Origin of the sequence: Qipengyuania qiaonensis, from assembly GCF_019711515.1 — a bacterium.
Taxonomy (GTDB): Bacteria; Pseudomonadota; Alphaproteobacteria; order Sphingomonadales; family Sphingomonadaceae; genus Qipengyuania; species Qipengyuania qiaonensis.
Window position 1 is genome coordinate 377072 of the sequence record NZ_JAIGNO010000001.1, and the last position, 24566, is coordinate 401637.

Below are 24566 nucleotides of genomic sequence, written 5' to 3' on the forward strand. Positions count from 1 at the left end.
GGGCTGCCGATCAGCGGACCATATCGATGAAGAGGATCGTGATGGCGAAGATCCCTGCCCAGGCGCCCGCCATATAGAGGCCCTTCCTCCAGCCGACATTGTGCGATCTGAAACCCGATGCGACCAGTATGAGGAAGCCGACCAGCGAAATCAGCGAGACGATCTGGTACTCGTTCACGCAACCATCTCCAATCCGTCGAAGCCTACCGTGACGTTCCTGGGAACTTCGTCGCAAAGACTGCGATAGTCCATGCTCTTGTCCATATGCGTGAGAACGGTTCTACGGACCTTGCATTTCCGCGCCAGTTCCAGCGCCATGTCCAAATTGGCATGCGTGGGATGCGGTCGTTTGCGCAGACAGTCTACCACCAGAATATCGGCGCCCTGGTAGCAACGTAACATGGCTGGGGTGATTTCGCTGAAATCGGTCGCGTAGACGATCGACTTCCCGTCGGCTTCGAAGCGAAATCCGGTGCTCGTTACGGGCCCGTGCGGCATTTCGACATGATCGAAGGAAAACCCTGCAACCATCTGAACATCCGATACGTTTTTAAGACCTATAAGCGTCGGATAGCCGAATTGCCCCTCGAACACATAATCGAACCGCCGCCGCAGGCGCTCGCCGGTCACGGTGCTGGCGAAGCCCGGCAGCGGATTGCTTCGGTCATAGCGCATGACACGCAGATCATCGATGCCGTGGCAATGATCGGCATGGTCATGCGTCCAGAAAACCGCATCGACCTTGTCGATCCCATTGGCGAGCAGTTGCATGCGCAAATCGGTCGAGGTGTCGACCAGGATCCGTTGGCCGGCATCGTTCTCGACGATGATCGAAACTCTGCTGCGGCGGTTTCGCGGCTCGTTCGGATCGCATTCGCCCCAGTCATTGCCGATACGCGGCACCCCGGTCGAGGTGCCCGAGCCGAGCATCAGAAGCTTCACGCGGCTGCCCTGCTGAACAGCGCATAGAAATTCCGGGTCGTATAGGATGCGAGGTCTTCGATGCTCTCTCCGCGCAAGTCGGCGAGGAAAGTGGCAGTATCGCGGACGAATCCGGGTTCGCAGGTCTTTCCGCGATGCGGTACGGGGGCGAGGAACGGGCTGTCGGTTTCGACCAGCAAACGATCCTGCGGGATATCCTTCGCGAAGTCCTGCAATTCGCGGGCATTCTTGAACGTGACGATGCCGGAGATCGAGACTGACAGACCGAGTGCCAGCACGTGTTCGCCAAATTCCGCCGATGCGGTGAAGCAATGGATAAGGGCAGGAAAAGCTCCCTTCCCCATTTCCTCCTCGAGGATATTGAGCGTATCCTTTTCCGCATCGCGCGTATGGATGATTACCGGAAGCTGCGTTTCGCGCGCCACATAGATGTGCAGCCTGAACAGGCGTTGCTGCGCCTCGCGATCCGAATGGTCATAATAATAATCGAGGCCGGTTTCCCCGATCCCGATCACTTTGGGATCGCGCGTCGCTTCCAGCAATTCCTCGCGCGTCAGGTCGGGATGATCGTCGGCATTGTGCGGATGGATGCCGACACTGGCATAGACGTCGCCCTGCGCCTGCGCCGTGCCCACCACCTGTCTCCATTCGGCCCGCTTGGTCGAGATGTTGAGGAAGGCCTGAACCCCGGCGCTGCGCGCACGGTCGAGCACGGCGGCCTGATCGTCGACCAGCCCGTCATATTCGAGATGGCAATGGCTATCGACCAGCATCAGGCGGGCTCTTCGCTGGGCAGTTCGAGACGGGGGAAAACAGGCTTCGGCGGATCGATCGCATGCCCGCCGGCGACCAGCGCTTCGAACCAGCCATCGTCCGACAGATCCGCATAAGCACGGCGATCGGCAGGAATGCCGAGCTGATCGAGCACGGCGACCGATTTCTCCGGCACGACGGGCTGGATCGCTATGGCGAGGTCGCGAATGGCGATGAACAGCGTCTGCAGCACGGCTTTCATCCGCTCCGGATCGGTTTTCTTGAGCGCCCAGGGCGCTTGTTCGTCGACATAGGCATTGCAGGCATAGACGGCCCTGAGCCAGGCTTCGATCCCGATGGAAAAGGCAAGCTGGTCGAACTCGCGCGGCAGAATATCGGCGCAGGCTTCGTGAACCTTCACCAGCAACGCACGATCATCCACTGAAGAATCGAAGCGTTCGAGCGTGCCATCCATGTTCTTCGCGATCATCGACAAGGTGCGTTGCGCGAGATTACCAAAGCTGTTGGCGAGTTCGGCATTCACCTTGTTTACAAGAGCTTCCGCCGAATAGCTGCCATCCTGCCCGAAGGTGACTTCGGCCAATAGGAAGTAGCGCAGCGCATCGACGCCGAACCGTTCGGCAAGCTCCATCGGATCGGTCACATTGCCGAGCGACTTCGATTCCTTGACCCCGCGATTGAGCAGGAAGCCGTGGCCGAACACCTTTTTCGGCAGCGCCAGGCCCGCGCTCATCAGGAAGGCCGGCCAGTAGATCGTGTGAAACCGGACGATGTCCTTGCCGATCAGGTGGAGGTCTGCCGGCCAGAACTTGTCCCATAGCTCGCCGCCATCGGGATAGCCGACACCGGTGATGTAGTTGGTCAATGCGTCGACCCAGACATACATCACATGGCCATCGCTATCGGGCACTTTCACGCCCCAGTCGAAGCTGGTCCGGCTGACCGAAAGGTCCTGCAGTCCGCGTTCGACGAAAGCGATCATCTCGTTGCGGCGGCTTGCCGGTTCGAGGAATCCGGGGGTGTTCAACAGTGCGAGCAGCGGTTCCGCATAGTTCGAGAGGCGGAAGAACCAGGTTTCTTCTTCGGTCCATTCGACCGGAGTTCCCTGGGGCGAGAGTTTTTCGCCTCCCTCCCCTTCGACCAGTTCCTTCTCGTCGTAATAGGCTTCGTCGCGAACCGAATACCAGCCTTCGTACCGGTCGAGATAGAGATCGCCCTTGGCTTCCATCGCCTGCCATATCGCCTGACTGGCGTTATGATGATCGGCATCCGTCGTACGAATGAAGCGATCGTAAGAAATGTTGAGAACGTCGAACAGTTCCTTGAAATGTCCTGACATTTCATCGGCAAGCTCGCGCGGCGCCATGCCCAGGTCGCGCGCCTTCTGCGCCATCTTCAGCCCGTGCTCGTCGGTGCCGGTCTGGAAGCGCACCTCGCGCCCGCGCAGGCGCTGGAAGCGGGCGATTACGTCGGCCGCGATCGTTTCATAGGCATGGCCGATATGCGGCTTGCCGTTGGGATAGTGGATCGCGGTGGTAAGGTAATAGGGTTCAGCCATCGGCCCGCTCGCTAGCCTTGGCAGCGTTGGCGAGCAAGGTGCCGATTTCCATTGCGAGCAATCCGGCGTCGAAATTGTAGGTCGGCTGCTCGCCGGTCAGGCGGACGAGTTCGCTATGCGTGTCGATGATGCGGCGCGGATCGGCCATGTTGGCCTCGAGCCGCTGGGCCACGACCGATCGTGCCAGTTCGAGCACGGCGCGGATGCGGTCCCGGTCCGGACGCGCGCCGATCAGTCCTGCCAGAGTTCCGCGCAGCCGGAAATCGGGATCGCCCCGGTCGAGAATGTCACGCATGGCCTGCGCGACACTGCCGAGTTCCATATCGACGAACTCGCGAGCCGCGCCCGGCGAGCCGGCGGCAGCCGCGATGGCAGCGGCACGGGTCGCTTCATCCGCTGCCGGTGACAGGTCTTGCAGGAGATTGTCCATCTCCATGTCGGAAACGGTCGGGAAACGAAGTACGCGGCAGCGCGAGCGGATCGTAGGCAGAAGCCGCGCCGGACTATGCGCGACCAGCAGGAAATAGGTTCCTGCGGGGGGTTCTTCGAGGCTTTTGAGAAGTGCGTTGGCTGCGTTGCGCTCAAGATCGTCGGCGGGGTCGATGATGATCGCGCGCCTATCGCCCAATGTCGGCCGCGTACTCAGGCGGCTTTGCATTGCGCGGATCTGGGCAATGCGAATGCTGCGAGCCAGTTCGAACGGCTTTCCCTCTGCGCGTTTGCGCTCTTCCTTGTCGTCCTTCGGCGCGTAGGAAATCATATGGATGTCGGGATGCTGTTCCGTCTGGGCATTTCCAGTCGCAACAAGCTGGCGGGCCGCAGCAAGTGCAAAGCTCGCCTTTCCTACCCCGCGCCGACCGGCAAGCAGCCAAGCATGGTGCATCCGTTCGCCGGCCATGGCCCGGCGCCACTCGCGCCAGGCTTCCTCGTGACCGATCAGCACCGGGCGAATTCCTCGAAGCGAGATCGCATGACAGCGATCACCCGCTCGTGAACGTCTTCGATGGAGCCCGAGCCGTCGATGACGGCAAAGCGCTCGGGCTCTGCATCCGCAAAATCGCGAAACGCGGCGTTGACCGCCTCATGGTATTCGGTCGCCCGCCCCCCGATCGCATCGCTCGTATCGCCGTCGCGCCGGGCGAGCCGCTCGGACGCTGCCGCAATTGGCGCGTCGATCAGAAGAGCGAGGTCGGGCAAAAGCCCATCGCTGCCCACGCGATGAAGAGCGTTTACGCTGTCGTCCCCCAGACCGCCGGCAATGCCCTGATAGGCCCGGCTCGAATCGATGAAACGATCGCAGACGATCCACGTACCCGCTTCGAGCGCAGGGCGGATTCTGCGCGCGACATGATCGGCACGCGCAGCGGCAAACAACAGCGCCTCGGCCGCCGGCGGCCAGCCTTCGCCCGGCGGCGCCAGCAACAGTTCGCGGATCGCCTCCGCCCCCGGAGTTCCCCCGGGCTCTCGCGTGAGTTCGACCGCCCGGCCCCATCGCTCCAGCTTTTCCGCGAGCATGCGGGCCTGGGTCGATTTGCCCATGCCCTCGCCACCTTCGAACGCGATAAACCGGCCCCGGTTCACGTCACCCAGCTCCTGAAGGCGTTGAAGACGCGTTGCAGCATGGTTGCCTCGAGCACTTCCTCACCGGCCACCAGCGGCACGCGATGTTCGGGCATTCCCTCGATGGAAACTATCAGTTCGGCGACTTCCTCTCCTTTCGCGACGGGCGCTTGCAGCGGCCCCTCATAGCGCAGCGACAAAGACACCTGCGGGTCGCTGCCCCGAGGAATGGCAATGCGTACACCCCCCGGTACGACCAGGCCGACCTCGGTCGCCCCGCCCTCCTGTACATCGGCACCGGCGATGCGTTCGCCATCGGCGAACAGCACGCGGCTCTCGAAGTTTTGGAAGCCCCATTCGATGAATTCGCGCGAAGCCCGGTTCCGCGCCCTTCCATCGGGACTTCCGGCGACAACCATGACCAGGCGTTGCCCGTTTCTTTGCGCCGATCCGAGGAAACCGTAGCCTGCCTGATTGGTAAAGCCGGTCTTGATCCCGTCGGCCCCGGCGACCACACCCGATATCGGATCGTGATTGCGCTGTTCGATCCCGTTATATTTGAGACCCGCAGCCCCGATGAAGTGCCGGTACTTAGAAGGGTGGCGCGCGACCATAGCCTGCGCCAGAGTGCCGAGATCGCGGGCGGTCACGAAGGTCTTCCCGTCGTCCATCCAGCCATTGGGATTGCCGAAATGACTGTTGCTCATGCCGATGTCCCGGGCGCGGGCATTCATCGCCACGACCCAATCCCCGACCGATCCCGCGGCCCCTTCTGCGAGGACGACTGCCCCGTCGTTCGCGGATACCGTCGTTATGCCGTGCAGAAGATCGTCGACCGTTATCCTTGCATCGGCGGGCAGGAACATGGTGGAACCCTTGCGGTTCCATTCACGGAACGTGCCCGGTCGGACGCCAAAGACCTGCTGAGGAAACAGACGCCCCTCTTCCATCCATTCGAATGCCAGAAACGTCGTCATCACCTTGGTGATCGAAGCCGGCATGAAACGGCGGTCAATTTCGCGCTCGTAGAGAATCTGTCCGCTGCCGGCATCGATGAGATAGGCAATCGGCGCGTCTTCCACGGCCGGAATCCGGGGAACGGTTTTGTCCTGCGCGCCAAGCGGTGATGCAATGGGAAGGGCGATTAGCAGAGCCAGCGAAATCAGGCGGTTACGCAAGTGTGCTCCCGTGCCGGGCGAGAGCCGCGGTCTGTCATTCGAGTGAAAGTATCAAAGCTTCCTTATAACCACGCCCGCGCAGCTTGGCGAGCGCCTGTTCGGCCTGTCCACGGCTTGCGAAAGGGCCGACCCGAACCACCGCCAGTCTGTCGCTAGTGACGATACTGCCCTGCACCTGGCGGGCCATTTTCTCCGCATTCGCGCGGACCGAAAAGGCGCCCAACTGGACGACATAGTTTCCATCCGGAGATATCGGGACCATTACCGGAGCCCGCGCCGGACCGCCTTCGACCGCCATGGTCAGTTCGGGTCGGGCTGGCTCGTCCTTGGCGATGGTGGCGGGATCGCCTTTTTCCGTGTCTTCCATCTCTGGGCTCGCAGCGGCCTGCTCGTTGGGATCGAGTGTGGCGATGGCATCGGGAGTGGGTACCGTTCCGCTTATCGTCGCCTGACGCGGATCGCCGAGCGCTGCGGCGCCCTGTTCGGGCAGGCGTCGCCTGAGAACCTCCAGCAGGCCCCCGGGCGTATCCATGCGCGGTGGAGCCTCGCGCCCCGCCCGCAGTTCCGCGCGATGCGCTTCGGGGGGATTGACGCGTCGCATGCGAATCGCGGCGCCTTCGCCTGCGCCAAGCTGTGCCATTGCCGCCCCGGACAGCGCGATTAGACGATCGCCCCTCATCGGACCGCGCCGTTCGAGCCGGACCAGTATGGTACGACCGGTATCGAGAGCGGTGACCTCGACATAACTTGGAAGTGGCAAGATGCGGTGGGCGCCGGTCACACCCGACGCGCCTGACTCGTCGAGCGTCGCGTAGCCTACGTGGTCGTAATTCAGCGTGTCGACCGGAGTATAGGTTATGCCGTCGACCACATAAGGATCGCCGATCACCATCGGATAATCCGCCGCAGGGCCATTCTCGATTGGCGGCGTGGCCGCCGCGCCGCGCGTCTGCGCCGTTGTCGCGCCGGAGCCGAGGCCAAGTACCCCGACTGCGACCCCCACCGCGAACAGAGATCTAGTTTGCGACTTCATCGGCGAGCAATCCCACGCTCATCGCGTAATAATTCGAGCAGTTGTATTCAAGGATCACCCGATAATTCGAGGTCAGCAGCCAGGCAGGTGTTCCCGGCCCGTCCGGTTGGAACAGGGTTGCCTGGACATCGTCGCCGATCACGCGTTGCGCCTGAATGCCCAGCTCACGCCATTCGCGAACCGTCTTGTAAACGCTGTGCCGTTCGTGAACGCGCGAGCAGACGGGGGCGACGATGGGGCTGCGATAGGCGCCGACATTGAAGCCCGATGGCACGGAGGCGCGTACGCCCCAAGGCTGCCCGGTACGCCAGCCGGCATCGCGGAAATAATTCGCGATCGAGGCCAGCGCATCCGCGCCGTTGTTCATGATATCCGCGCGGCCGTCTCCGTTGCCGTCGGCCGCCAAGCGCAGATAGACCGAGGGGAGGAATTGCGGATTGCCGAATGCCCCGGCCCAGCTACCCTTCAACTCGCTGCGGGAGTAACCTTTGTCGGCCACTTTCATCAAGGCGACCCATTCGCTCGCGAACAATTCGCGGCGGCGCCCCTCCCACGCCAGTGTGGCGAGCGCCTGCGACAGGTCGAAGCCGCCCTTGACCGCGCCATAAGCGGTTTCGTGGCCCCAGATCGCGACCAGGATTTCTGCGGGCACACCGTACTGACGTTCGATAGATCGCAGTGAACCAGACCATGTCGATCGAGCATTTCGCCCTCCGATGATCCGGGCCGAATCGACATGCGACGCGATGTAGGGGGCGAGCGGCGGATACCCGGAGCCGGTCGAAGATCCGGGCTGGCTTTGATCGAGTTCGATCACGCGATAGTTCGGCTGCAGGCCCGTCGTCATCCGTTGGAGGGTGCTTTCGCTGACCCCCTCCGCCCGGGCGCGGGCAATCAGCAGCTGGAGATAGGCATCGAAACTCAGATTGCCTTGTGCTTGTGCAGGAAGCGCCGGCAGGGCAAGCGCGATAGCCCCGAGGGCGGCGAACAATCGTCTGAAAATCATGCGCTAGTTGTCGCAGAGTGAAGCTTAACGGCAAGTGTCATCTGTCGTTTGCAGAGAACGAGTTGTCGATGTTCCCGAAAGACGTGACAAAACGCTCGGATGCGACTAGCTAGCCCGGCTCGCGGACAGGTGGCAGAGCGGTTGAATGCACCGGTCTTGAAAACCGGCAAGGGTGCAAGCCCTTCGTGGGTTCGAATCCCACCCTGTCCGCCAGCCCACCAGGCCCGTAAGGTCCTTTGCGGGATGAGCCTCAAAGCGCGTATTGCAGCATAGCTTCGTAGTCGTCCCGGCATTCCGCAGCCACTTCCGCAAAAGCACCCTCCGGTTCGGGCAAGCTATACACGCCGCCCTCGTTTCGCGCGTCGGGTGCGTAGAGATGAGTGCCCTGCGTCAACTCAGTGTCGCCGTGCTGCTATCTCGTCCATCGCGTCGCGCAGCTTGGGATCCCATTCGGCCTTCAACTCTCTGATCTTCGCGAGCAGCGCTTCGTTCTCGTGTGCGGGTATGTCGAGGCGGTAGACGTCGGCGATTTCGCGCATCGAGGTCCGGTCCATCTCCTCCCACGCATCCACCATCGCTATGGCTGCCTGGCGGTCATGACCGAGCGCTTCGTAGACCGAGCGCCCCATGCGGAGCGAACTGTCGTAGGTTTCGCGGATAATGTCGCGGCAGCCCATGGCCCAGAGGTGATAGACATGGTCCCGGTCTTTCGCGCGCGAGATCACGTGCAGCCTGGGGAAGTTTTCGCAGGCATAGCGGACCAGCTTGTCGATCTGCTCGCGCTCGTCGAGCGCGACGACGAGGATTCGCGCCCGCTCTATCCCCGCGCTGGCCAGCAGGTCGGGACGGGTGGCATCGCCGTAATAGGTCTTGATCCCGAACTTCTTGAGGTTCTCCAGATGCTGGCTGTTGTAGTCGATGACGGTCGCGCGGTGCCCGGCAGCATCGAGCATGCGATCGATTATTCCCCCTACCCGGCCCCGACCGGCAATGATGATCGGGTTTTCTTCCCCGATCGGATCGGACGCGTCCGGTGCCTGACCTGCAAAGTAGGCATGGGCGATGAGCTTGTCGTAGAGGATGAACAGCAGCGGCGTCACCAGCATGGTCAGCGCCACGACCAGGAGCAGCAGATCGGCGAAGGCCTGGTCGAATACCGCATTTGCTACGGCAAAAGCGATCAGGACGAAGGCGAATTCGCCGGCCTGCGGCAAGCTCAGGGCGAACAGCCAGAGCGCCTGGCGACGAAGCCCGTAGAACCAGCCCACCGTCAGCAGCACCGCCATCTTCGCAGCGATCGTGACAGCCGCCCAGAAGACGACCGAGGTCCAGATCGTGCTGGCGAGCCCGAAGTCGATGCCCGCGCCCACGGTGATGAAGAACAGGCCGAGCAGCAGGCCCTTGAACGGGTTGATATCGCTTTCCAGCTCGTGGCGGTATTCGCTCGTCGCCAACACGACGCCGGCGATGAAGGCGCCGAGTGCAGGCGAGAGGCCGACCAGCGACATCAGCAGCGCGATCCCGATTACCACCACCAGCGCGGCGGCCGTGAAAAGTTCGCGCAGATTGGCCCGGGCGATGTAGCGGAACAGCGGGCGGATGGCGAAGATGCCGATGGCGATGACCGCGGCGACGGCGCCGATGCGCGTAATCCCCGCCAGCCAGCCCGACATGGATGCGGTTAGATCGATCCCGCCATGCGCGCCATCTCCGCCATGGCCTGCGGCCAGTGCACCCAGTTCGGGAAGAGCCAGCAGAGGGATCAGCGCGAGAATGGGGATTACGGCCACGTCCTGGACCAGCAGGACGGAGAAGCTCGCCTCGCCGCCTTCGGTCCGGAGCAGTCCCTTCTCGGTCAGCGTCTGGACGATGATCGCGGTCGAACTGAGCGCCAGCATCATGCCGATGGCGAGAGCCGTCTGCCACGGCCGGTCGTCGATCAGCGCGATGCCTGCGATCGCCAGCGTGGTCAGCAGCACCTGCCCGCCGCCCAGCCCGGCCAGCTTGCCGCGCATGTCCCACAGCCGCTGCGGTTCCATTTCCAGCCCGATGATGAACAGCATCATCACCACGCCGAATTCGGCAAAGACCTGCAACGCCTCGACATCGACATTCAGCGAGGCGAGGATCGGCGAGATGGCCATGCCCGCGAGCAGATAGCCGAGCACCGAACCCAGGCCGAAGCGGCTCGCCAGCGGGACGGCGATCACGCCCGCGATCAGGATCAGGAAGGCGAGTATCAGGAAACCGGTCATCTCGCCCTCCCCCTATGTGCGGCGCAGCCTAGATATGCAGCGCGCGCCCGTAGCTCGCAAGCACGCTTTCATGCATGCTTTCGCTGATGGTCGGATGCGGGAAGATGGTCTGCATCAGTTCTGCCTCGGTCGTCTCCAGCGTCTTGCCGACGACGAAGCCCTGGATCATCTCGGTCACTTCGGCGCCGACCATATGCGCGCCGAGCAGTTCGCCGGTCTTCGCGTCGAACACGGTCTTGGTGAAGCCCTCGGCCTCGCCCAGCGCGATGGCCTTGCCGTTGCCGATGAAGGGGAAGGTGCCCGCCTTGACCTCGTAGCCTGCTTCCTTCGCCTTCGCTTCGGTCATGCCGACGCTGGCGACCTGCGGGTGGCAATAGGTGCAGCCCGGGATGTTGTTGCGGTCGAGCGGGTGCGGATGGACATCTTTGTTGCCCAGCTCCCTGGCGATGGCTTCGGCAGTCGTGACGCCTTCGTGGCTCGCCTTGTGGGCCAGCCAGGGACCGGGGGTGCAGTCGCCGATCGCCCACAGGCCTTTCGACTTCGTGCGGCCGTAATCGTCGATCTGGATGAAGCCGCGGTCCATCTCGGCCAGCTTGTCGAGGCCGATATCCTCCGTGTTCGGCACGATGCCGATGGCCGTGATGCAGTGGCTGAACTCGGTTTCGCTGACCTTGCCCTTGGCGTCCTTGATCTTGGCCTTGACGCCCTTGTCGCTGACCTTGAGATCCTCGACACCCGCGCCGGTCATGATGGTCATGCCCTGCTTGGTCAGGCTCTTTTCGAGGAAGGCGGAGACGTCCTTGTCTTCGACCGGCACGATGCGGTCGAGCATCTCCACCACGGTCACTTCGCAGCCCATATCGTTGTAGAAGCTGGCGAACTCGATCCCGATCGCGCCGCTGCCGATGACCAGCAGCTTCTTGGGCATTTCGGGCGGTGTCATGGCATGACGATAGGTCCATACGCGCTTGCCGTCGGCCTTGGCGAAGGGCAGGTCGCGGGCGCGCGCGCCGGTGGCGACGATCACATGTTTGGCAGTGAGCTTCTCTTCGCCCTTCTCGCCTTTGACGGTGAGCGATGTCGGGCCGGTCAGCACGCCCTCGCCCATATGCACGGCGATCTTGTTCTTCTTCATCAGATGCGTGACGCCCTGATTGAGTTGCTTGGCCACGCCGCGGCTGCGTTTCACCACGGCTTCCAGATCGGCCTCGATCGCGCCCGCGATCTTCAGGCCGTAATCCTTGGCGTGCTGCGCGTAATGCAGGATCTCGGCCGAGCGCAGCAGCGCCTTGGTCGGGATGCAGCCCCAGTTGAGGCAGATGCCGCCGAGCAGTTCGCGCTCCACGATGGCGGTCTTCAGCCCGAGCTGCGCGCAGCGAATCGCCGCGACATAGCCGCCGGGTCCGGAGCCGAGAACGATGACGTCGTATTGGGTATCAGCCATTCAGCTTAAGCCTTTCGAGCCTGAATAGTGGACCGGGTGTTACACTGTCCAAGGGTGAAAAATCCGGGGATCACGGAAGCGGCATTTGGGGTTCGATGGGTGCAGGTTTCAAGGCGCGCGACACGGGTCATGCGGGCACCCATCGCATGGCGGGTGGTCTGTAGGACAGCGGTCATACCTGCCGCACAACTCCCGCTTACTCTGAGCCTGTCGAAGGGTAGTTGCCTGTCCCTCGACAGGCTCAGGACGAGCGGAGCTAGGCCCATTTGGCCACCGCACGCGGGCGGTCGTTCGCGTCGAGCAGGACGAATTTGAACGTGCCCTGCGCCACCTTGGTTTCCGCCTCGCCATTGCGCTCGCGGGCAATGGCCTCCGCGGTGATGGTGAGCGAGGTGTTGCCGGTGGCGGCGACGGCGCAATAGACCGACAGCTCGTCGCCCACCTGCATCGCGCCGGGAAAAGCGAAATCGGTGGCCGAGACGACCACTGCCTTGCCCTGCCCCTCGCGGCTCGCGAGCGAGCCTGCACCGAGCGCCATCTGGCTCATCAGCCACCCGCCGAACACCCCGCCATAAGGGTTGAGATCGGACGGCATGGCGGTGGCGCGGATGACGGGGGAGCGGTCAGGCATCGAATTCTTCCTGCATGCTCGCGAGTTGTGCTTTGCGAAGTTTCTCCGCTCTCGTTCCCAAAAAGATCATCATGCCGAAACCAAGCAACCAGGAGAGAATGTAAACGCTGCTGACGAGATCATTAAACGCGATGCAGAAGTGGTTTCCGCGTGGACATTTACCCTCATCCAGAGAAGCGGACATGCCGATCGCGAACATCTGACTAATAGCTGCAGCTATAGCGAGTAGAACGGTGGCGATACCACTTCTTACGAGCATCGCGACTGAGAGAAAAAAAGGCGGCAAGCAATAGGGAAATATCACCAAAGGGAATATAATTGGCCATATCAAAAGCAGCCAACCTACGAATTCACCGCCTTCCCTCGCAGCCATATCCCGTAGGAGCGAAACAAAGATAACAATAGCCCCCAAAAAAAGGGCAATCGCAGATGCTCCGGCGACAAAACTACTGCTTTTGTCAATTTTCTCGGATGTGCATTGGAACGTCTTTAGTTCTGCAGAGGCAGGCTCCGCGTTTATCGCAGAAGATCGAAGGGTCACCCTCCCGACCTTCTTTTCCATCAAACCACCAGCCCCATCGGGTTTTCGCATAGCTGCTGGAATGCCTCCATCAGTTGCGCGCCGGTCGCGCCGTCGATGGCGCGGTGGTCGAAGCTGCCGCTGGCGGTCATCACGGTGGCGACCTGCAGCGCGCCGTCGACCACATAGGGGCGCTGCTCGCCCGCACCGACGGCCATGATCATGCCCTGCGGCGGGTTGATGACCGCGTCGAATTGCTTGATGCCGAACATGCCGAGATTGGACAGGCTGACGGTGCCGCCCTGATATTCATGCGGCTGCAGTTTGCCTTCGCGTGCCTTCTCGGCCAGCTCCTTCATGGAGGTGCTGATCGAGGCGAGGCCGCGCGTATCGGCTTCGGTGACGATCGGGGTGATGAGGCCGCTCGGCGCAGCGACCGCAACCGACACATCGGCGCGGCTATACCGGTGCAGCGTGTCGCCCTGATAGCTGACATTGCAATCGGGCACGCGGATCAGCGCGCGGGCCAGCGCCTTGATCAGCAGATCGTTGACCGACAGCTTGACCCCGTCCGCCTCCAGCCCGGCATTGAGCTGCTTGCGCAGGTCGAGCAGCGCATCGAGCCGGATATCGACCGCGAGATAATAGTGCGGCACCTGCTGCTTGCTCTCCGTCAGGCGGCGCGCGATGACCTTGCGCACGTTGGAGAGCTTTTCTTCCTCGTAAGGCGCGCCGAATTCGCTCGCGGCGGGTGCTTTGGCGGGGGCCTTGGATTCGCCCCTGTCCTGCGGGGCGGCGGCTTCGTCCTTCGCGGGTGCGGCACCGGGCGTCGCGCCCTCCACATCGGCCTTGACGATACGGCCGTTTGGCCCGCTGCCGGTCACGCCGGACAGGTCGATGCCCTTCTGTTCGGCAATCCGCTTGGCGAGCGGCGAGGCGATGATGCGGTCGCCCTTGGCGCCACTATCCGCTCGTCCTGAGCTTGTCGAAGGACCGTCACCGGCGCTTGCGGCGGGTGCCGGAGCGGGGCCTTCGACAGGCTCAGGCTGAGCGGGGGCGGGTTCAGGTTTGGCCTCGTCACCAGCAGGCGCAGCCTTCGCCGCTTCCTCCACATCCTCGCCCTCTTCGGCGAGCATGGCGATGACGGTGCCGACCTTCACCCCTTCGGTCCCTTCATCGACCGCGATCGAGGCGATCGTGCCTTCGTCCACGGCTTCGAATTCCATCGTCGCCTTGTCGGTTTCGATTTCGGCCATGATGTCGCCGGCATTGACCTTATCCCCCGGCTTCACCAGCCATTTGGCGAGCGTGCCCTCTTCCATGGTGGGCGACAGGGCGGGCATCTTGATCGGCGTGGGCATGGCTGTTTACGTTACGTCCTCGCTGGGGAGATTGTGCGTTGGCACCTCTGGCGAAAAGGGCCGTGCGCTGCAAGGTCCTTGCGCAGAATACGAATTAGCTTGTAACTCGCCGCCGAGGGAGTTGGGGAGCATACATGCGTACATACCTTGTCATCATGGACGAGACCGAGGAAGCCAAGCAGGCGCTGCGCTTCGCGTCGCTCCGCGCGCACAAGACGGGCGGTTCGGTACACATACTCGCGCTGGTGCCGCAGCAGACCTTCAACGCCTTCGGCGGCGTGCAGGCGACGATCGAGCAGGAGGCGCGCGAACGCGCCGAAGTGATGGCCAATTCCGCGGCAGGCAGCATCTTCGGCGAGATGGGCAAGATGCCCACCATCGCCGTGCGGCCGGGATCGCCCGCCGACGTCATCCGCAAATATATCGAGGAACACGGCAACATCGCCGCGCTGGTGCTGGCGACGAGTGCCGAAGGCGGCTCAGGCCCGCTGGTGACGCATTTCGCAGGGCATGCAGGGCAATTGCCCTGCCCGCTCTACCTCGTCCCCGGCGGGCTGAGCCGCGAAGCCATCGACGAACTGGCCTGACCCATCAGGTCAGCGTTCCGCGGGTCGGCTAGTCCTTCTGCGGATCGACGATCCGTCTTCGAGCCGCGTTCGGTTACTTCTTCTTGCGGCCCTAATGACGGATATTGCCGGGCCGCCCGCGCTTGCCCTGATCGTGCGACTGGCGCGGGGCGCCCTTGCCCTTTGCGGGCCCCCTCTTCTGATGGGTGCGTTTCTTCGCGGGCATGCGATTGCCCCGCGGTTCGATACCCGCGCCATCGCTGTCGGGAACTTCGAATTTGAGCGCGCCGGTCAGGGCATTGGCTTCGGCCAGCTTGAGCTTGAGCCGGTCGCCCACCGCATATTCGGTGCCGCTGCTTTCGCCGACCAGCTTCTGGGCTTTCTCGTCATAGCTGAAATATTCGCGGCCCAGCGTGCTGACCGGGACCAGCCCGTCGCCGCCCAGCTTGTCGATCGTGGCGAAGAAGCCGAAGCCCTGCACGCCGGTAATGCGCGTATCGAAAGTTTCGCCGACGCGGCCCGAAAGCCAGGCCGCGACATAGCGGTCGATCGTATCGCGCTCCGCCTCCATCGCGCGGCGCTCGGTCTGGCTGATCGCATCGGTGATCTGGTGCAGCGCGGTCCTGTCGCGGTCTGACAGGCCGGTTCCGTCGGGCAGGTCCAGCTTCGGTTTCGGCTGTTCGAGCTTGTAGGCATCGACCAGCGCGCGGTGGACCAGCAGGTCGGCATAGCGCCGGATCGGCGAGGTGAAATGCGCGTAGCTGCCGAGCGACAGGCCGAAATGCCCCGCATTGGCCGGGCCGTAATAGGCCTGCGTCTGGCTGCGCAGTACCGCTTCCATGATCAGGGCTTTCTCGGCCGGATCGGCGATGTCCTTGAGCATGCGGTTGAAGATGCCGGGCGTGATCACCTGACCCATCGCGAACTTGCGGCCCTGGCTGGCGAGATATTCCTTGAATGCCAGCAGTTTTTCGCGGCTCGGCGTTTCGTGAATGCGATAGACCACGGGGGCGGCCTTGGCCTCCAGCGCCTTGGCCGCGGCGACATTGGCGGCGATCATGAAGTCCTCGACCACGCGATGCGCATCGAGCCGTTCGCGCACGGCGATTTCCTCGATCACACCGTCGTCATTGAGGCGCACCTGCCGCTCGGGCAATTCGAGGTCGAGCGGATCGCGTGCCTCGCGTGCCTTGAACAGCAGTTTCCACGCGCCCCACAGGTTCTGCAGATATTCGGGCGCATCGCCTGCATCGATGGCGGCCTGTGCGTCTTCGTAAGCGATGTTCTTCGCCAGGCGAACGATGGCGCGGGTGAAGCGCCAGTCGGTGACCTTGCCATTCTTGTCGACGCGGATGTGGCAGGCCATCGCCGCCCGGTCGACGTCCTCTTTCAGCGAGCAGACGTCGGCGCTCAGCACTTCGGGCAGCATGGGCACGACGCGATCGGGGAAATAGACCGAGTTACCGCGCTTGCGCGCCTCGCGGTCCAGCGCGCCGCCCGGACGGACGTAATAGCTGACATCGGCGATCGCGACGATTGCGCGGTAACCGCCCTTGCCATCGGGTTCGGCCCAGATCGCATCGTCATGGTCGCGCGCATCGGCGGGGTCGATGGCTACGATGGGCACATCGCGCAGGTCTTCGCGCGTATCGGTGTTCAGCGGCAGTTCGGTCGCCAAACGGGCTTCATCGAGCGTCTGATTCGCAAATATATGCGGGATGCCGTGCTTGGCGATGGCGATCAGGCTGAAGGCTTTGGGTGCCAGCGGATCGCCGATAACCTCTACCACTTTGACCTTGGACCGGGCGGATTTGCCCATGCGTTCCGCGAGTACCAGCTCGCCTTCCTTCGCCTCGCCGAGCTCGCCGATGGGCGCACTTTCGCGGACCCGCTTGTCGACCGGCGCAAGCCACGGCTTTCCCGCGCCGTCGAATTCGACGACGCCCATCAGCCCCTCGGTCCGCGCGGGCAGCTTCTTCATCGGCGTGGCGCGCCAGCCACGTCCGGTCTCTTCGTTGCGTGCAAGGATCCGGTCGCCCTTCTTGAGAGCGGCCATCTTCTTGCTTTCGACCACCAGCAGTCGCGGCGGCTTTTCCTTGCTGTCCGGCGCCCAGTTTTCGGGCTCGGCGAACACTTCGCCATCCTCGATCGCAACGATCTTGAGCACCGTGACCTTCGGCACCCCGCCCATGCGGTGATAGGCTGTGCGTCTGCCATCGATCAGGCCCTCTTCGGCCATGTCCTTGAGGCGCTTCTTCAGGGCAATCTTTTCCTGCCCCTTCAGCCCGAAAGCCTTGGCGATTTCACGCTTGCCGGCAGGTTTGTCAGAGGTCTGGATGAATTCGAGTATCTGTTCTTTGCCCGGCATACCCTTGGGTTGCCGATGCCTGTTCTGTTTTGTCATGCGCACGATATGGGGACGACCGGCCCCTATGTCACGGGGTGCTAGTACGCCTTCGCCAGCAACACCCGCTCCACCGCCGGCTCGCCGGTGAATATGCAGGTGCCATCGACGGGTGCCGCATCCATCGGCACATTGCGGATGGTGAGCTTGTGCTCCTTGAGGCGTTCCACGACTTTCTCCAGCGCCTCGCCGGTCGGCCTGGACCACTGGACTTCGACCCAGCCCGGATACCGCGAGTCGCTGAAATGCTTCTCGACCTCGGCGAAATCGGTGATCCCGCGAGTTACGTTCGCGTCGCGCCGCTCCGCGGCCTGAGCGAGCAGCGCGTTCTGCATGTCGGCGAGGATATCGGGAATCGTCTGCCCCGCCACTTCGCGAGTGGGATTCTGGAATTCGACCTTGCCTGTCGCGGCATCCCACAACCGGTCGCGGCGGAGCATGGAAACCACGCCGCCTTCCATATCGCGGCTACCGACTTCGACGATGATCGGAGCACCTTTGCGGACATAGTCCCAGCGCTTCTGCGCGGCCTTGCCGGGGCGGGTGTCGAGCAGCACGCGCAGCGGCTCGCCGAACACGCTTTGACCGGCAAGCGTGGCACGCAGCGCCTCGCAATAGTCGATCAAAGCCTCGTCCTCGGGCTTGTCGCGCAGCATGGGCAGGATCACGACCTGCTGCGGTGCGATCCTGGGCGGAAGGCGCAGACCATCATCGTCGCCATGCGTCATGATGACACCGCCGACCATGCGGGTGGACACACCCCAGCTGGTGGTGTGCGCGAGGCTTTCACTACCTTCCTTGTTTTGGAACTTGATCCCGCTGGCCTGCGCGAAATTGGTGCCGAGATAGTGGCTGGTCCCGGCCTGTAGCGCCTTGCCGTCCTGCATCATGGCTTCGATCGACCAGGTTTCGACCGCGCCGGGGAAACGCTCGTTCTCGGGCTTTTCGCCAGCGATCACGGCCAGTGCGAGATCCTCGTCCGCAAACGCGCGATAAACCTCGAGCATGGTGAGGGTATGCTCTTTTGCCTCGGTCTCGTCGGCGTGGGCGGTGTGGCCTTCCTGCCAGAGGAATTCGCTGGTGCGTAGGAACATGCGGGTGCGCATTTCCCAACGCACGACATTGGCCCACTGGTTGAGCTTCAGCGGCAGATCGCGCCAGCTCTGCACCCAGCGCGCCATCGCATCGCCGATGATCGTTTCCGATGTCGGGCGCACGACCAGCGGTTCTTCGAGCTTCGCCTCCGGATCGGGGACCAGCCCGCCATCCTTGCCCGCGATCAGTCGGTGATGCGTGACCACTGCCATTTCCTTGGCGAAGCCTTCGACATGCTCTGCCTCGCGCTCGAAATTCGAGAGCGGGATGAACAGCGGGAAATAGCAATTGTCGTGCCCGGTGGTCTTGATCCGGTCGTCGAGCAGGCGTTGCATGCGCTCCCAGATCCCCCAGCCCCACGGACGGATCACCATGCAGCCGCGCACGCCCGATTCCTCGGCCATTTCGGCGGCGCTGATAACTTCCTGGTACCAGGCGGCGAAATCATCTTCGCGCTTGGTGTTCAAGGCATGGCGAATCTGGGCCAAGTGGTATTTCCCGTAATTACTGGTCGGATCGGCGCGCGGGCCGATGCCGCTATTTGCTCATCTCGTCCAGCTTCTTCTGCATTTCGGCCATCTGCTTGCGCATCTCGGCCAGTTCGTCGGGCTGGTCGGGCCGCGCCGGCTTGCGGCTGCCCGGGATGAAGGCTTCGGCGGCATTCTGCATCATCTTGAAATTGGCTTCGGCCATCTTGGCAAACGGGTTGCTTTCGATGCCCTTGGCAAAGGCCGCCTGCAGCTGTTCGCGGTTCTTGCGCAAATTGGCCATGCTGGCTTCGAGATAGCTCGGCATCATCGCCTGCATCGAATTGCCGTACATGCTGATCAGGTCGCGCAGGAAGCTGACGGGCAGCATCTGCGATCCGTGGCTTTCCTCTTCCACGATGATCTGGGTCAGGATGGTATGCGTGATATCGTCGCCCGTCTTCGCGTCGAGAACGTGGAAGTCGATATTCTCCCGGACCATTCTGGCAAGGTCGTCCAGCGTAATGTAGCTGCTGGTGTCGGTGTTGTAGAGCCGCCGGTTGGCGTATTTCTTGATGACGATCGGTTCACCCTCGGCGGTCCGTTTTGCCATTGCGCATGCTCCCCCAAATTGTGCGTTGCGAGAGTGGTTTAGCACGTGCACAAACCGCAGCGCAACATCACGCAAGGGTCAACCGAAGCGATGGCCCAGAACGGTGAGCAGTTCATACTGCGAAAGAGAGGTTTGCCGCGCCGCATCGGGCAGGTGGTACGGCAGCTCCACCCAGTCGCCTTCGGCCAGATCGGGCGCTTCGGAGAGATCGACGACGATCATGTCCATGGAAACCCTGCCCAGGATCGGCAATCTGTCGTCACCTGAAACAAAGTGGGCCCCGGCCCAGCTTCTCAGGATGCCGTCGGCATAGCCTAGCGAAACGACGCCGACCTTCATCGGCGCAGGTGCGGTGAAGGTCGCGTTGTAGCCGACCTTATCCCCTGCATTCAGCCGACGCACCTGAATGAGCGCCGCCTCCGGCGAAGCGACCTGGCGTATCGCACCATCGAGTTCGGCTCTGGGCACGCCGCCATACAATGCCAGGCCGGGCCGTGTCAGGGCGAAGGCATATTCCTTGCCAAGCGCGATCCCTGCGCTGTTGGCAAGGCTCGCTTCGCGATGTGCCACCCCGCCGATACAAGAGAGGAATGTTGCGAGCTGACGCGCATTCATGGCGCTGTCCTCGTCTGCGCAGGCCAAATGGCTCATGAGCACATCGACCTCCAGCGACTGGACCGCGGGATCGGAGATGTCCGCAGGCGCAATGCCCAGGCGGTTGATGCCGGTGTCGATCATCACGTGGCACCTGCCGCCCCCGCCATCGCCCCACAGCTTCGCCTGCCGCAGACTGTCGATGACCGGTCGCACTCCCGTCGCGCGGGCAAAAGTCACATCCTCGGCGCTCAGGGGCCCGTGGAGCACGCTGATCCGATCGGCAGGAACGTGACGCAGGACCGCGGGAACCTCGCACCAATGCGCAACGAAGAAATCGCGGCAGCCTGCCTCGCGCAGGACAGGCACGGCGCGGTCGACACCGAGACCGTAGCAATTCGCCTTTACCGCGGCCCCCGCACGCGCATTGCCCGACATCGCGTGAAGTGCGCGCCAGTTGTGAGCCAGTGCTTCGCTATCGATACGCAGCCGCATGGTGGGCGGCGGAAGATCTGTCATCTGGTACTCATGGCATGGCGGGCGAGACGGGCGGATCCCGCTCGCTATCCTCGAAATCCCGCGGTGGTCCATCGGGCAAACCCCACCACGCAACGATCAGGCCGAAGCCGACCACGGCCATCGTGTACCACAGCCCGGAATAGGCATCGCCGGTCATGGCCACGATATAACCGGCAATCAGCGGCAGGAATCCGCCGAGATAACCAGCGCCTATGTGATAAGGGATCGACATCGAACTGTAGCGGATCCTCGCCGGGAACATCTCCGACAACAAGGCCGCGACCGACCCGTAAGTGAGAGCGGACAGTACGCCGAGCACCAGCAGCAGGCCGATGATGCCGAGTATGCTGACCACTGGCGGCGTCTGGCGCGTGAAATCGTATCCGTTGGTCTCCAGCCAGCCTTGGACGATTGCACGGCGCGTATCGTCGGGCAGATCGGCATAATCGTATGTCTCCGTACCGATCGCGAGCGAAGGGGCGCTATCCTCGCCAATGGCATAGGGCACGCCCAATGCGGTGAGATCTTGCAGCGCACGGCCGCAGGGACTGGCCTGGACCTCCGCAAAAGGATCGTATTCGCACTGTTCGCCATTTACCGTGACAGGGGCAGCGCGGGAGCTTGCCTCCAGCCCCGGATTGGCAAGCGCGCCGATGCCCCAGAATATCGGGAACAGGAGCGCGAGCGAGGCGATGGCACCGATGATGATCGGCTTCTTGCGGCCGACCTTGTCCGACCATTTTCCGACAACGATGTAGAAGCTCATTGCAATGGTGCCTGCGATCAGCACCATCCATTCGACCAGGCTTTCATCGACGCGCATCGGACCGCGCAGAAATGAAAGGCCAAAGAAGAACGCGGTGTACCAGATCGTCGTGAGCACACCGGTAATGCCGAACAGCGCCACGAAGATTCGCTTGGGATTGCCGGGATAGGTCAGGCTTTCCGTGAACGGGTTGGCGCTGGTTTCGCCTGCCGCCTTCATGGCTTGGAACACCGGACTTTCCGACAGCTTGAGGCGCATCCAGAGCGAGATGCCGAGCAGCACGATCGACAGAAGGAAGGGTATGCGCCAGCCCCATGCCGCGAAATCATCCGCCGGGATCAGCGCTCGGCAGGAGATGACTACGAGGATCGACAACACAAACCCCCCCGCCACACTGGCCTGGATGAAGCTGGTGTAGAAGCCGCGCTTTTCCGGCGGAGCGTGCTCGGCCACATAGATCGCCGCGCCGCCATATTCGCCGCCCAGCGCCAGGCCTTGCAGGATGCGCAGGCAGATCACGATCAGCGGAGCGGCCAGGCCGATACTCGCGGCGCTCGGGATAAGGCCCACGCCTGCCGTCGCGATGCCCATCAGTGTGACGGTAACGAGGAAGGTGTATTTGCGACCGAGCCGGTCGCCGAGGAAGCCGAACAGGATAGCTCCGAGCGGGCGAAAGCCGAAGCCCACCGCGAAGCCGGCCCATACGAGCAGGATCTCCAAGGTTTCGTTATCGCTCGGAAAGAACGCAGCCCCGATCAGCCCGGCGAGCGTGCCGTAGATGAAGAAATCGTACCATTCGAAGACCGTCCCCGCGCTGCTCGCGGCGATGACCATGCGAATTTCCTTCTCGGTCGGTTCCCTTTGCCCGTTGACGGCAGCCTCGGCCATGTCGCGCTCCCTCATTCGCGAATTTCGTCGTAATGGACAGCGGGTCTAGCGAGCGTCCGGGGCCTTGGAAAGCGCGTCCAGCGCGGCTCTCCACGGCAAGAGGATCGCTTCATGGCGGCCCCGGTGCGGTCGCGCCGGTTCGAGCAGTTCGAGCCTGGGCATGATAGAGCTGTCAGCGTGGCCTTGAAGCCAGTTGCCAAGAGCATGCAGCATGCTGTCGACTTCGACCGCGTCCATGCCCTGGGCTTCGCGAGCGAATATCGCAGCCGATGCCTGGCCAACTGCGCAGGCTGTCACCTTGATTCCGATGCCGTCGAGTTGTGTCGACCCGCTGGACGACAGCTCGATGATACTGCCGCAACTCCGCGATCGCGCATGCCCCCTTAGCGGAGCATCGGCTCGATAAGGGACCTCCGCCAGCTCTATCGCCAGCGCCAGCAACTCTGGCGAATACAGGACAGGTGCGCGCGACGCTGCCATCACTCGCTTGGCGAAGACTGGTCGCGTAAATGCGCCCGGCGTTCGGCCAGCATCTCCACCAGCGCCCGCGAACTCGAATCCACGAACTCGTAGCTGCGCGCGGTCGTAATCCAGTTGGGCCGCCCCTTGTAGCTCCACACCGTATCGTAGCCGAGAACCAGCAGCGAAAATGCGATGACCACGATGACGGTGCCTTTGAGCGCGCCGAAACCGAAGCCGAGCACCCGGTCGATCGGCCCGAGGATTGAACTGCGCGATGCCGTACCGACATTGTTCGCGATGACCTTCATGGCGGCGTAGGGTATCAACAACAGCAGGGCAAAGGACAGCAGCGCAGTCGTTATGTCGGTGCCGAGGTAATCCTGCAGCGCCAGTGTCAGCGGAGTGTGCAGGAACCGGATCGCAAACACGGCCAGCACCCAGGCGGCCAGCGACAGGATTTCCTGCATGAATCCACGCATGAAGCCGCCCGCAGCGGCGATGCCGACGATCAGCAGAACGATGTAGTCGAAACCCGTCATGGCCCTTCCTCGGCCGTGACTTATGAACTCCCGATTATCCGGTCAACGAGATTGGCCAGTTGTCCCAAACCGTTATAGACGAGCGTCGACGAGCCGGACTTCACATCCATTGGGCCAAAACCGTACTCGAACCCGAGTTTGGCCGCTTCCCGCAAGCGCAGACCGCCATGGGCGACCGGTCGGATTTCCCCCGCCAGCGACACCTCTCCCAGCCATACGCTGCGCATGGGCAAGGGTTTGTCCGCCAGCGCGCTGACCAATGCAGCCGCAACGGCGAGATCGGCGGCGGGATCGGACAACCGATAGCCGCCCGCCACGTTCAGATACACTTCCGCCGAAGAGAAATTCAGTCCGCAACGTGATTCCAGAACTGCCAGCAGCATCGCCAGACGGCCATTGTCCCAACCGACTACGGCCCTCCGCGGCGTGGCGCCCGATTGCAGTCGCACGATGAGCGCCTGGATTTCCACGAGGACCGGGCGCGTGCCCTCGATAGCGGAAAACACGGCGCTACCGGCAATCGGTTCTTCACGTCCCGAAAGGAACAGCATGGAGGGGTTGTCGACTTCTTCCAGTCCTTCCCCCGCCATGGCGAAGACGCCTATCTCGTCCACTGCACCGAAGCGGTTCTTGAGCGCGCGCAGGATACGATACTGGTGGCTGCGCTCACCCTCGAAGCTCATCACGACATCGACCATATGTTCGAGCACGCGGGGGCCGGCGATGCTGCCGTCCTTGGTCACATGTCCGACCAGCACGAGCGCAACGCCATTCTCCTTGGCATAACGGATCAATTCGAACGCACAGCCCCGCACCTGGCTGACCGTGCCCGGGGCGCCTTCGATCGTGTCCGAATGCATGGTCTGTATCGAATCGATGACCAGCAGCTTCGGCGCGTCCATCGTGCCAAGCGTCGTAAGAATATCGCGCACGCCCGTTGCCGCCGCGAGCTTTACCGGTGCATCGGACAGGCCGAGCCGCGCGGCACGCATGCGAACCTGAGCGGACGCTTCCTCGCCGCTGACGTAAACGACACCGTGCCCCTCGCGCGCGATCCTCGCGGCCGCCTGCAACAGAAGAGTCGATTTCCCGATTCCCGGATCGCCACCCAGCAGGATCGCCGAACCGGGGACAAGCCCGCCGCCCAGCGCCCTGTCGAATTCGGCCAGCCCCGTCCGTTGCCGTGTGGGTAGCGGACCCGGCTTGTCCAGCTCGACGAACTGGACCGCCCTGCCCCCGCTCGACAGATCGTGCTTGAGCGAGAACACCGTGGCAGGCGCATCTTCCTCCAGCGTATTCCATTCCGCGCAGTCGGGACACTGGCCCTGCCAGCGGTGCGAGACGCTGCCACAGGCCTGGCAGACGTAGCGTTTCTTTGGCTTCGCCATGGA

Annotated in this window: 23 protein-coding genes and 1 tRNA gene; 2 read left to right on the plus strand and 22 right to left on the minus strand. The window is 62.7% G+C overall.

What is annotated here, in order from left to right; translation table 11 throughout:
- Window positions 1–10: 10 nt before the first annotated feature.
- The 9 genes from K3174_RS01805 to K3174_RS01845 are packed head-to-tail and all read right to left on the minus strand — an operon-like array spanning window position 11 to window position 8051.
- Window positions 11–178 (minus strand): hypothetical protein, encoded by a 168-nt coding sequence (locus K3174_RS01805; protein ID WP_221555182.1) that lies wholly within the window; start codon window positions 176–178, stop codon window positions 11–13.
- Window positions 175–942: an MBL fold metallo-hydrolase gene (locus K3174_RS01810; RefSeq protein WP_221555183.1), complete on the minus strand. Its 768-nt coding sequence runs from the start codon at window positions 940–942 to the stop codon at window positions 175–177. The genes K3174_RS01805 and K3174_RS01810 overlap by 4 nt, the downstream gene beginning before the upstream one ends.
- On the minus strand, window positions 939–1715 hold the full coding sequence (locus tag K3174_RS01815) for a TatD family hydrolase (protein WP_221555184.1): 777 nt from the start codon (window positions 1713–1715) through the stop codon (window positions 939–941). Before K3174_RS01815 ends, K3174_RS01810 begins: the two co-directional genes overlap by 4 nt.
- Window positions 1715–3274 (minus strand): methionine--tRNA ligase, encoded by a 1560-nt coding sequence (metG, locus tag K3174_RS01820; RefSeq protein ID WP_221555185.1) that lies wholly within the window; start codon window positions 3272–3274, stop codon window positions 1715–1717. The genes K3174_RS01815 and metG overlap by 1 nt, the downstream gene beginning before the upstream one ends.
- Entirely contained in the window at window positions 3267–4217 is a 951-nt protein-coding gene (locus tag K3174_RS01825) for a DNA polymerase III subunit delta' (protein ID WP_345719563.1), read from the minus strand. The genes metG and K3174_RS01825 overlap by 8 nt, the downstream gene beginning before the upstream one ends.
- Window positions 4211–4855: a dTMP kinase gene (tmk, locus tag K3174_RS01830; protein ID WP_221555186.1), complete on the minus strand. Its 645-nt coding sequence runs from the start codon at window positions 4853–4855 to the stop codon at window positions 4211–4213. Before tmk ends, K3174_RS01825 begins: the two co-directional genes overlap by 7 nt.
- Complete coding sequence (locus K3174_RS01835) at window positions 4852–6012, minus strand: D-alanyl-D-alanine carboxypeptidase family protein (RefSeq protein ID WP_221555187.1); 1161 nt, start codon at window positions 6010–6012, stop codon at window positions 4852–4854. The genes tmk and K3174_RS01835 overlap by 4 nt, the downstream gene beginning before the upstream one ends.
- 34 nt (window positions 6013–6046) lie before the next feature.
- Entirely contained in the window at window positions 6047–7015 is a 969-nt protein-coding gene (locus tag K3174_RS01840) for an SPOR domain-containing protein (RefSeq protein WP_345719564.1), read from the minus strand.
- Between the two features lie 13 nt (window positions 7016–7028).
- Window positions 7029–8051 carry a lytic murein transglycosylase gene (locus K3174_RS01845; RefSeq protein WP_221555189.1) on the minus strand — a complete coding sequence of 341 codons (1023 nt, stop codon included), beginning with the start codon at window positions 8049–8051 and terminating at the stop codon, window positions 7029–7031.
- Window positions 8052–8174: 123 nt separating this feature from the next.
- On the opposite strand from K3174_RS01845, the gene K3174_RS01850 reads away from it, so the two are divergent.
- Window positions 8175–8264 (plus strand) — tRNA-Ser (locus tag K3174_RS01850).
- 182 nt (window positions 8265–8446) lie between these two features.
- On the opposite strand, the gene K3174_RS01855 is transcribed toward K3174_RS01850, so the two are convergent.
- From K3174_RS01855 to K3174_RS01875, 5 genes are all read right to left on the minus strand, one after another.
- Window positions 8447–10306 (minus strand): cation:proton antiporter domain-containing protein, encoded by a 1860-nt coding sequence (locus K3174_RS01855; protein WP_221555190.1) that lies wholly within the window; start codon window positions 10304–10306, stop codon window positions 8447–8449.
- A 28-nt stretch (window positions 10307–10334) separates the two neighbouring features.
- Entirely contained in the window at window positions 10335–11750 is a 1416-nt protein-coding gene (gene lpdA / locus K3174_RS01860) for a dihydrolipoyl dehydrogenase (RefSeq protein WP_221555191.1), read from the minus strand.
- 256 nt (window positions 11751–12006) lie between these two features.
- Window positions 12007–12381, minus strand: coding sequence for an acyl-CoA thioesterase (locus K3174_RS01865; protein WP_221555192.1), 375 nt, complete (start codon window positions 12379–12381; stop codon window positions 12007–12009).
- A complete protein-coding gene (locus tag K3174_RS01870; RefSeq protein ID WP_221555193.1) occupies window positions 12374–12943 on the minus strand; it encodes a hypothetical protein in 570 nt (189 codons plus the stop codon). The genes K3174_RS01865 and K3174_RS01870 overlap by 8 nt, the downstream gene beginning before the upstream one ends.
- Entirely contained in the window at window positions 12943–14262 is a 1320-nt protein-coding gene (locus K3174_RS01875; protein WP_221555194.1) for a pyruvate dehydrogenase complex dihydrolipoamide acetyltransferase, read from the minus strand. Before K3174_RS01875 ends, K3174_RS01870 begins: the two co-directional genes overlap by 1 nt.
- A gap of 134 nt (window positions 14263–14396) precedes the next feature.
- On the opposite strand from K3174_RS01875, the gene K3174_RS01880 reads away from it, so the two are divergent.
- Window positions 14397–14849: a universal stress protein gene (locus tag K3174_RS01880; protein WP_221555195.1), complete on the plus strand. Its 453-nt coding sequence runs from the start codon at window positions 14397–14399 to the stop codon at window positions 14847–14849.
- A 91-nt stretch (window positions 14850–14940) separates the two neighbouring features.
- Here K3174_RS01880 and rnr read toward each other — a convergent pair whose 3' ends face one another.
- The 8 genes from rnr to radA form a co-directional block, all read right to left on the minus strand.
- The gene (gene rnr / locus K3174_RS01885; protein ID WP_221555196.1) at window positions 14941–17196 is read right to left on the minus strand and encodes a ribonuclease R; all 2256 of its coding nucleotides are present in this window, start codon (window positions 17194–17196) and stop codon (window positions 14941–14943) included.
- Window positions 17197–17273: 77 nt separating this feature from the next.
- Complete coding sequence (gene proS / locus K3174_RS01890; RefSeq protein ID WP_221555197.1) at window positions 17274–18815, minus strand: proline--tRNA ligase; 1542 nt, start codon at window positions 18813–18815, stop codon at window positions 17274–17276.
- Between the two features lie 49 nt (window positions 18816–18864).
- Window positions 18865–19407 (minus strand): polyhydroxyalkanoate synthesis repressor PhaR, encoded by a 543-nt coding sequence (gene phaR / locus K3174_RS01895; protein ID WP_221555198.1) that lies wholly within the window; start codon window positions 19405–19407, stop codon window positions 18865–18867.
- A 78-nt stretch (window positions 19408–19485) separates the two neighbouring features.
- Window positions 19486–20520 carry an alanine racemase gene (alr, locus tag K3174_RS01900; RefSeq protein WP_221555199.1) on the minus strand — a complete coding sequence of 345 codons (1035 nt, stop codon included), beginning with the start codon at window positions 20518–20520 and terminating at the stop codon, window positions 19486–19488.
- Between the two features lie 7 nt (window positions 20521–20527).
- The gene (locus tag K3174_RS01905; RefSeq protein ID WP_221555200.1) at window positions 20528–22174 is read right to left on the minus strand and encodes an MFS transporter; all 1647 of its coding nucleotides are present in this window, start codon (window positions 22172–22174) and stop codon (window positions 20528–20530) included.
- Between the two features lie 45 nt (window positions 22175–22219).
- On the minus strand, window positions 22220–22654 hold the full coding sequence (locus K3174_RS01910) for an iron-sulfur cluster assembly scaffold protein (protein ID WP_221555201.1): 435 nt from the start codon (window positions 22652–22654) through the stop codon (window positions 22220–22222).
- On the minus strand, window positions 22654–23175 hold the full coding sequence (locus tag K3174_RS01915) for a CvpA family protein (RefSeq protein ID WP_221555202.1): 522 nt from the start codon (window positions 23173–23175) through the stop codon (window positions 22654–22656). The genes K3174_RS01910 and K3174_RS01915 overlap by 1 nt, the downstream gene beginning before the upstream one ends.
- Window positions 23176–23195: 20 nt before the next feature.
- Window positions 23196–24563, minus strand: coding sequence for a DNA repair protein RadA (gene radA / locus K3174_RS01920; protein WP_221555203.1), 1368 nt, complete (start codon window positions 24561–24563; stop codon window positions 23196–23198).
- Window positions 24564–24566: the final 3 nt, after the last annotated feature.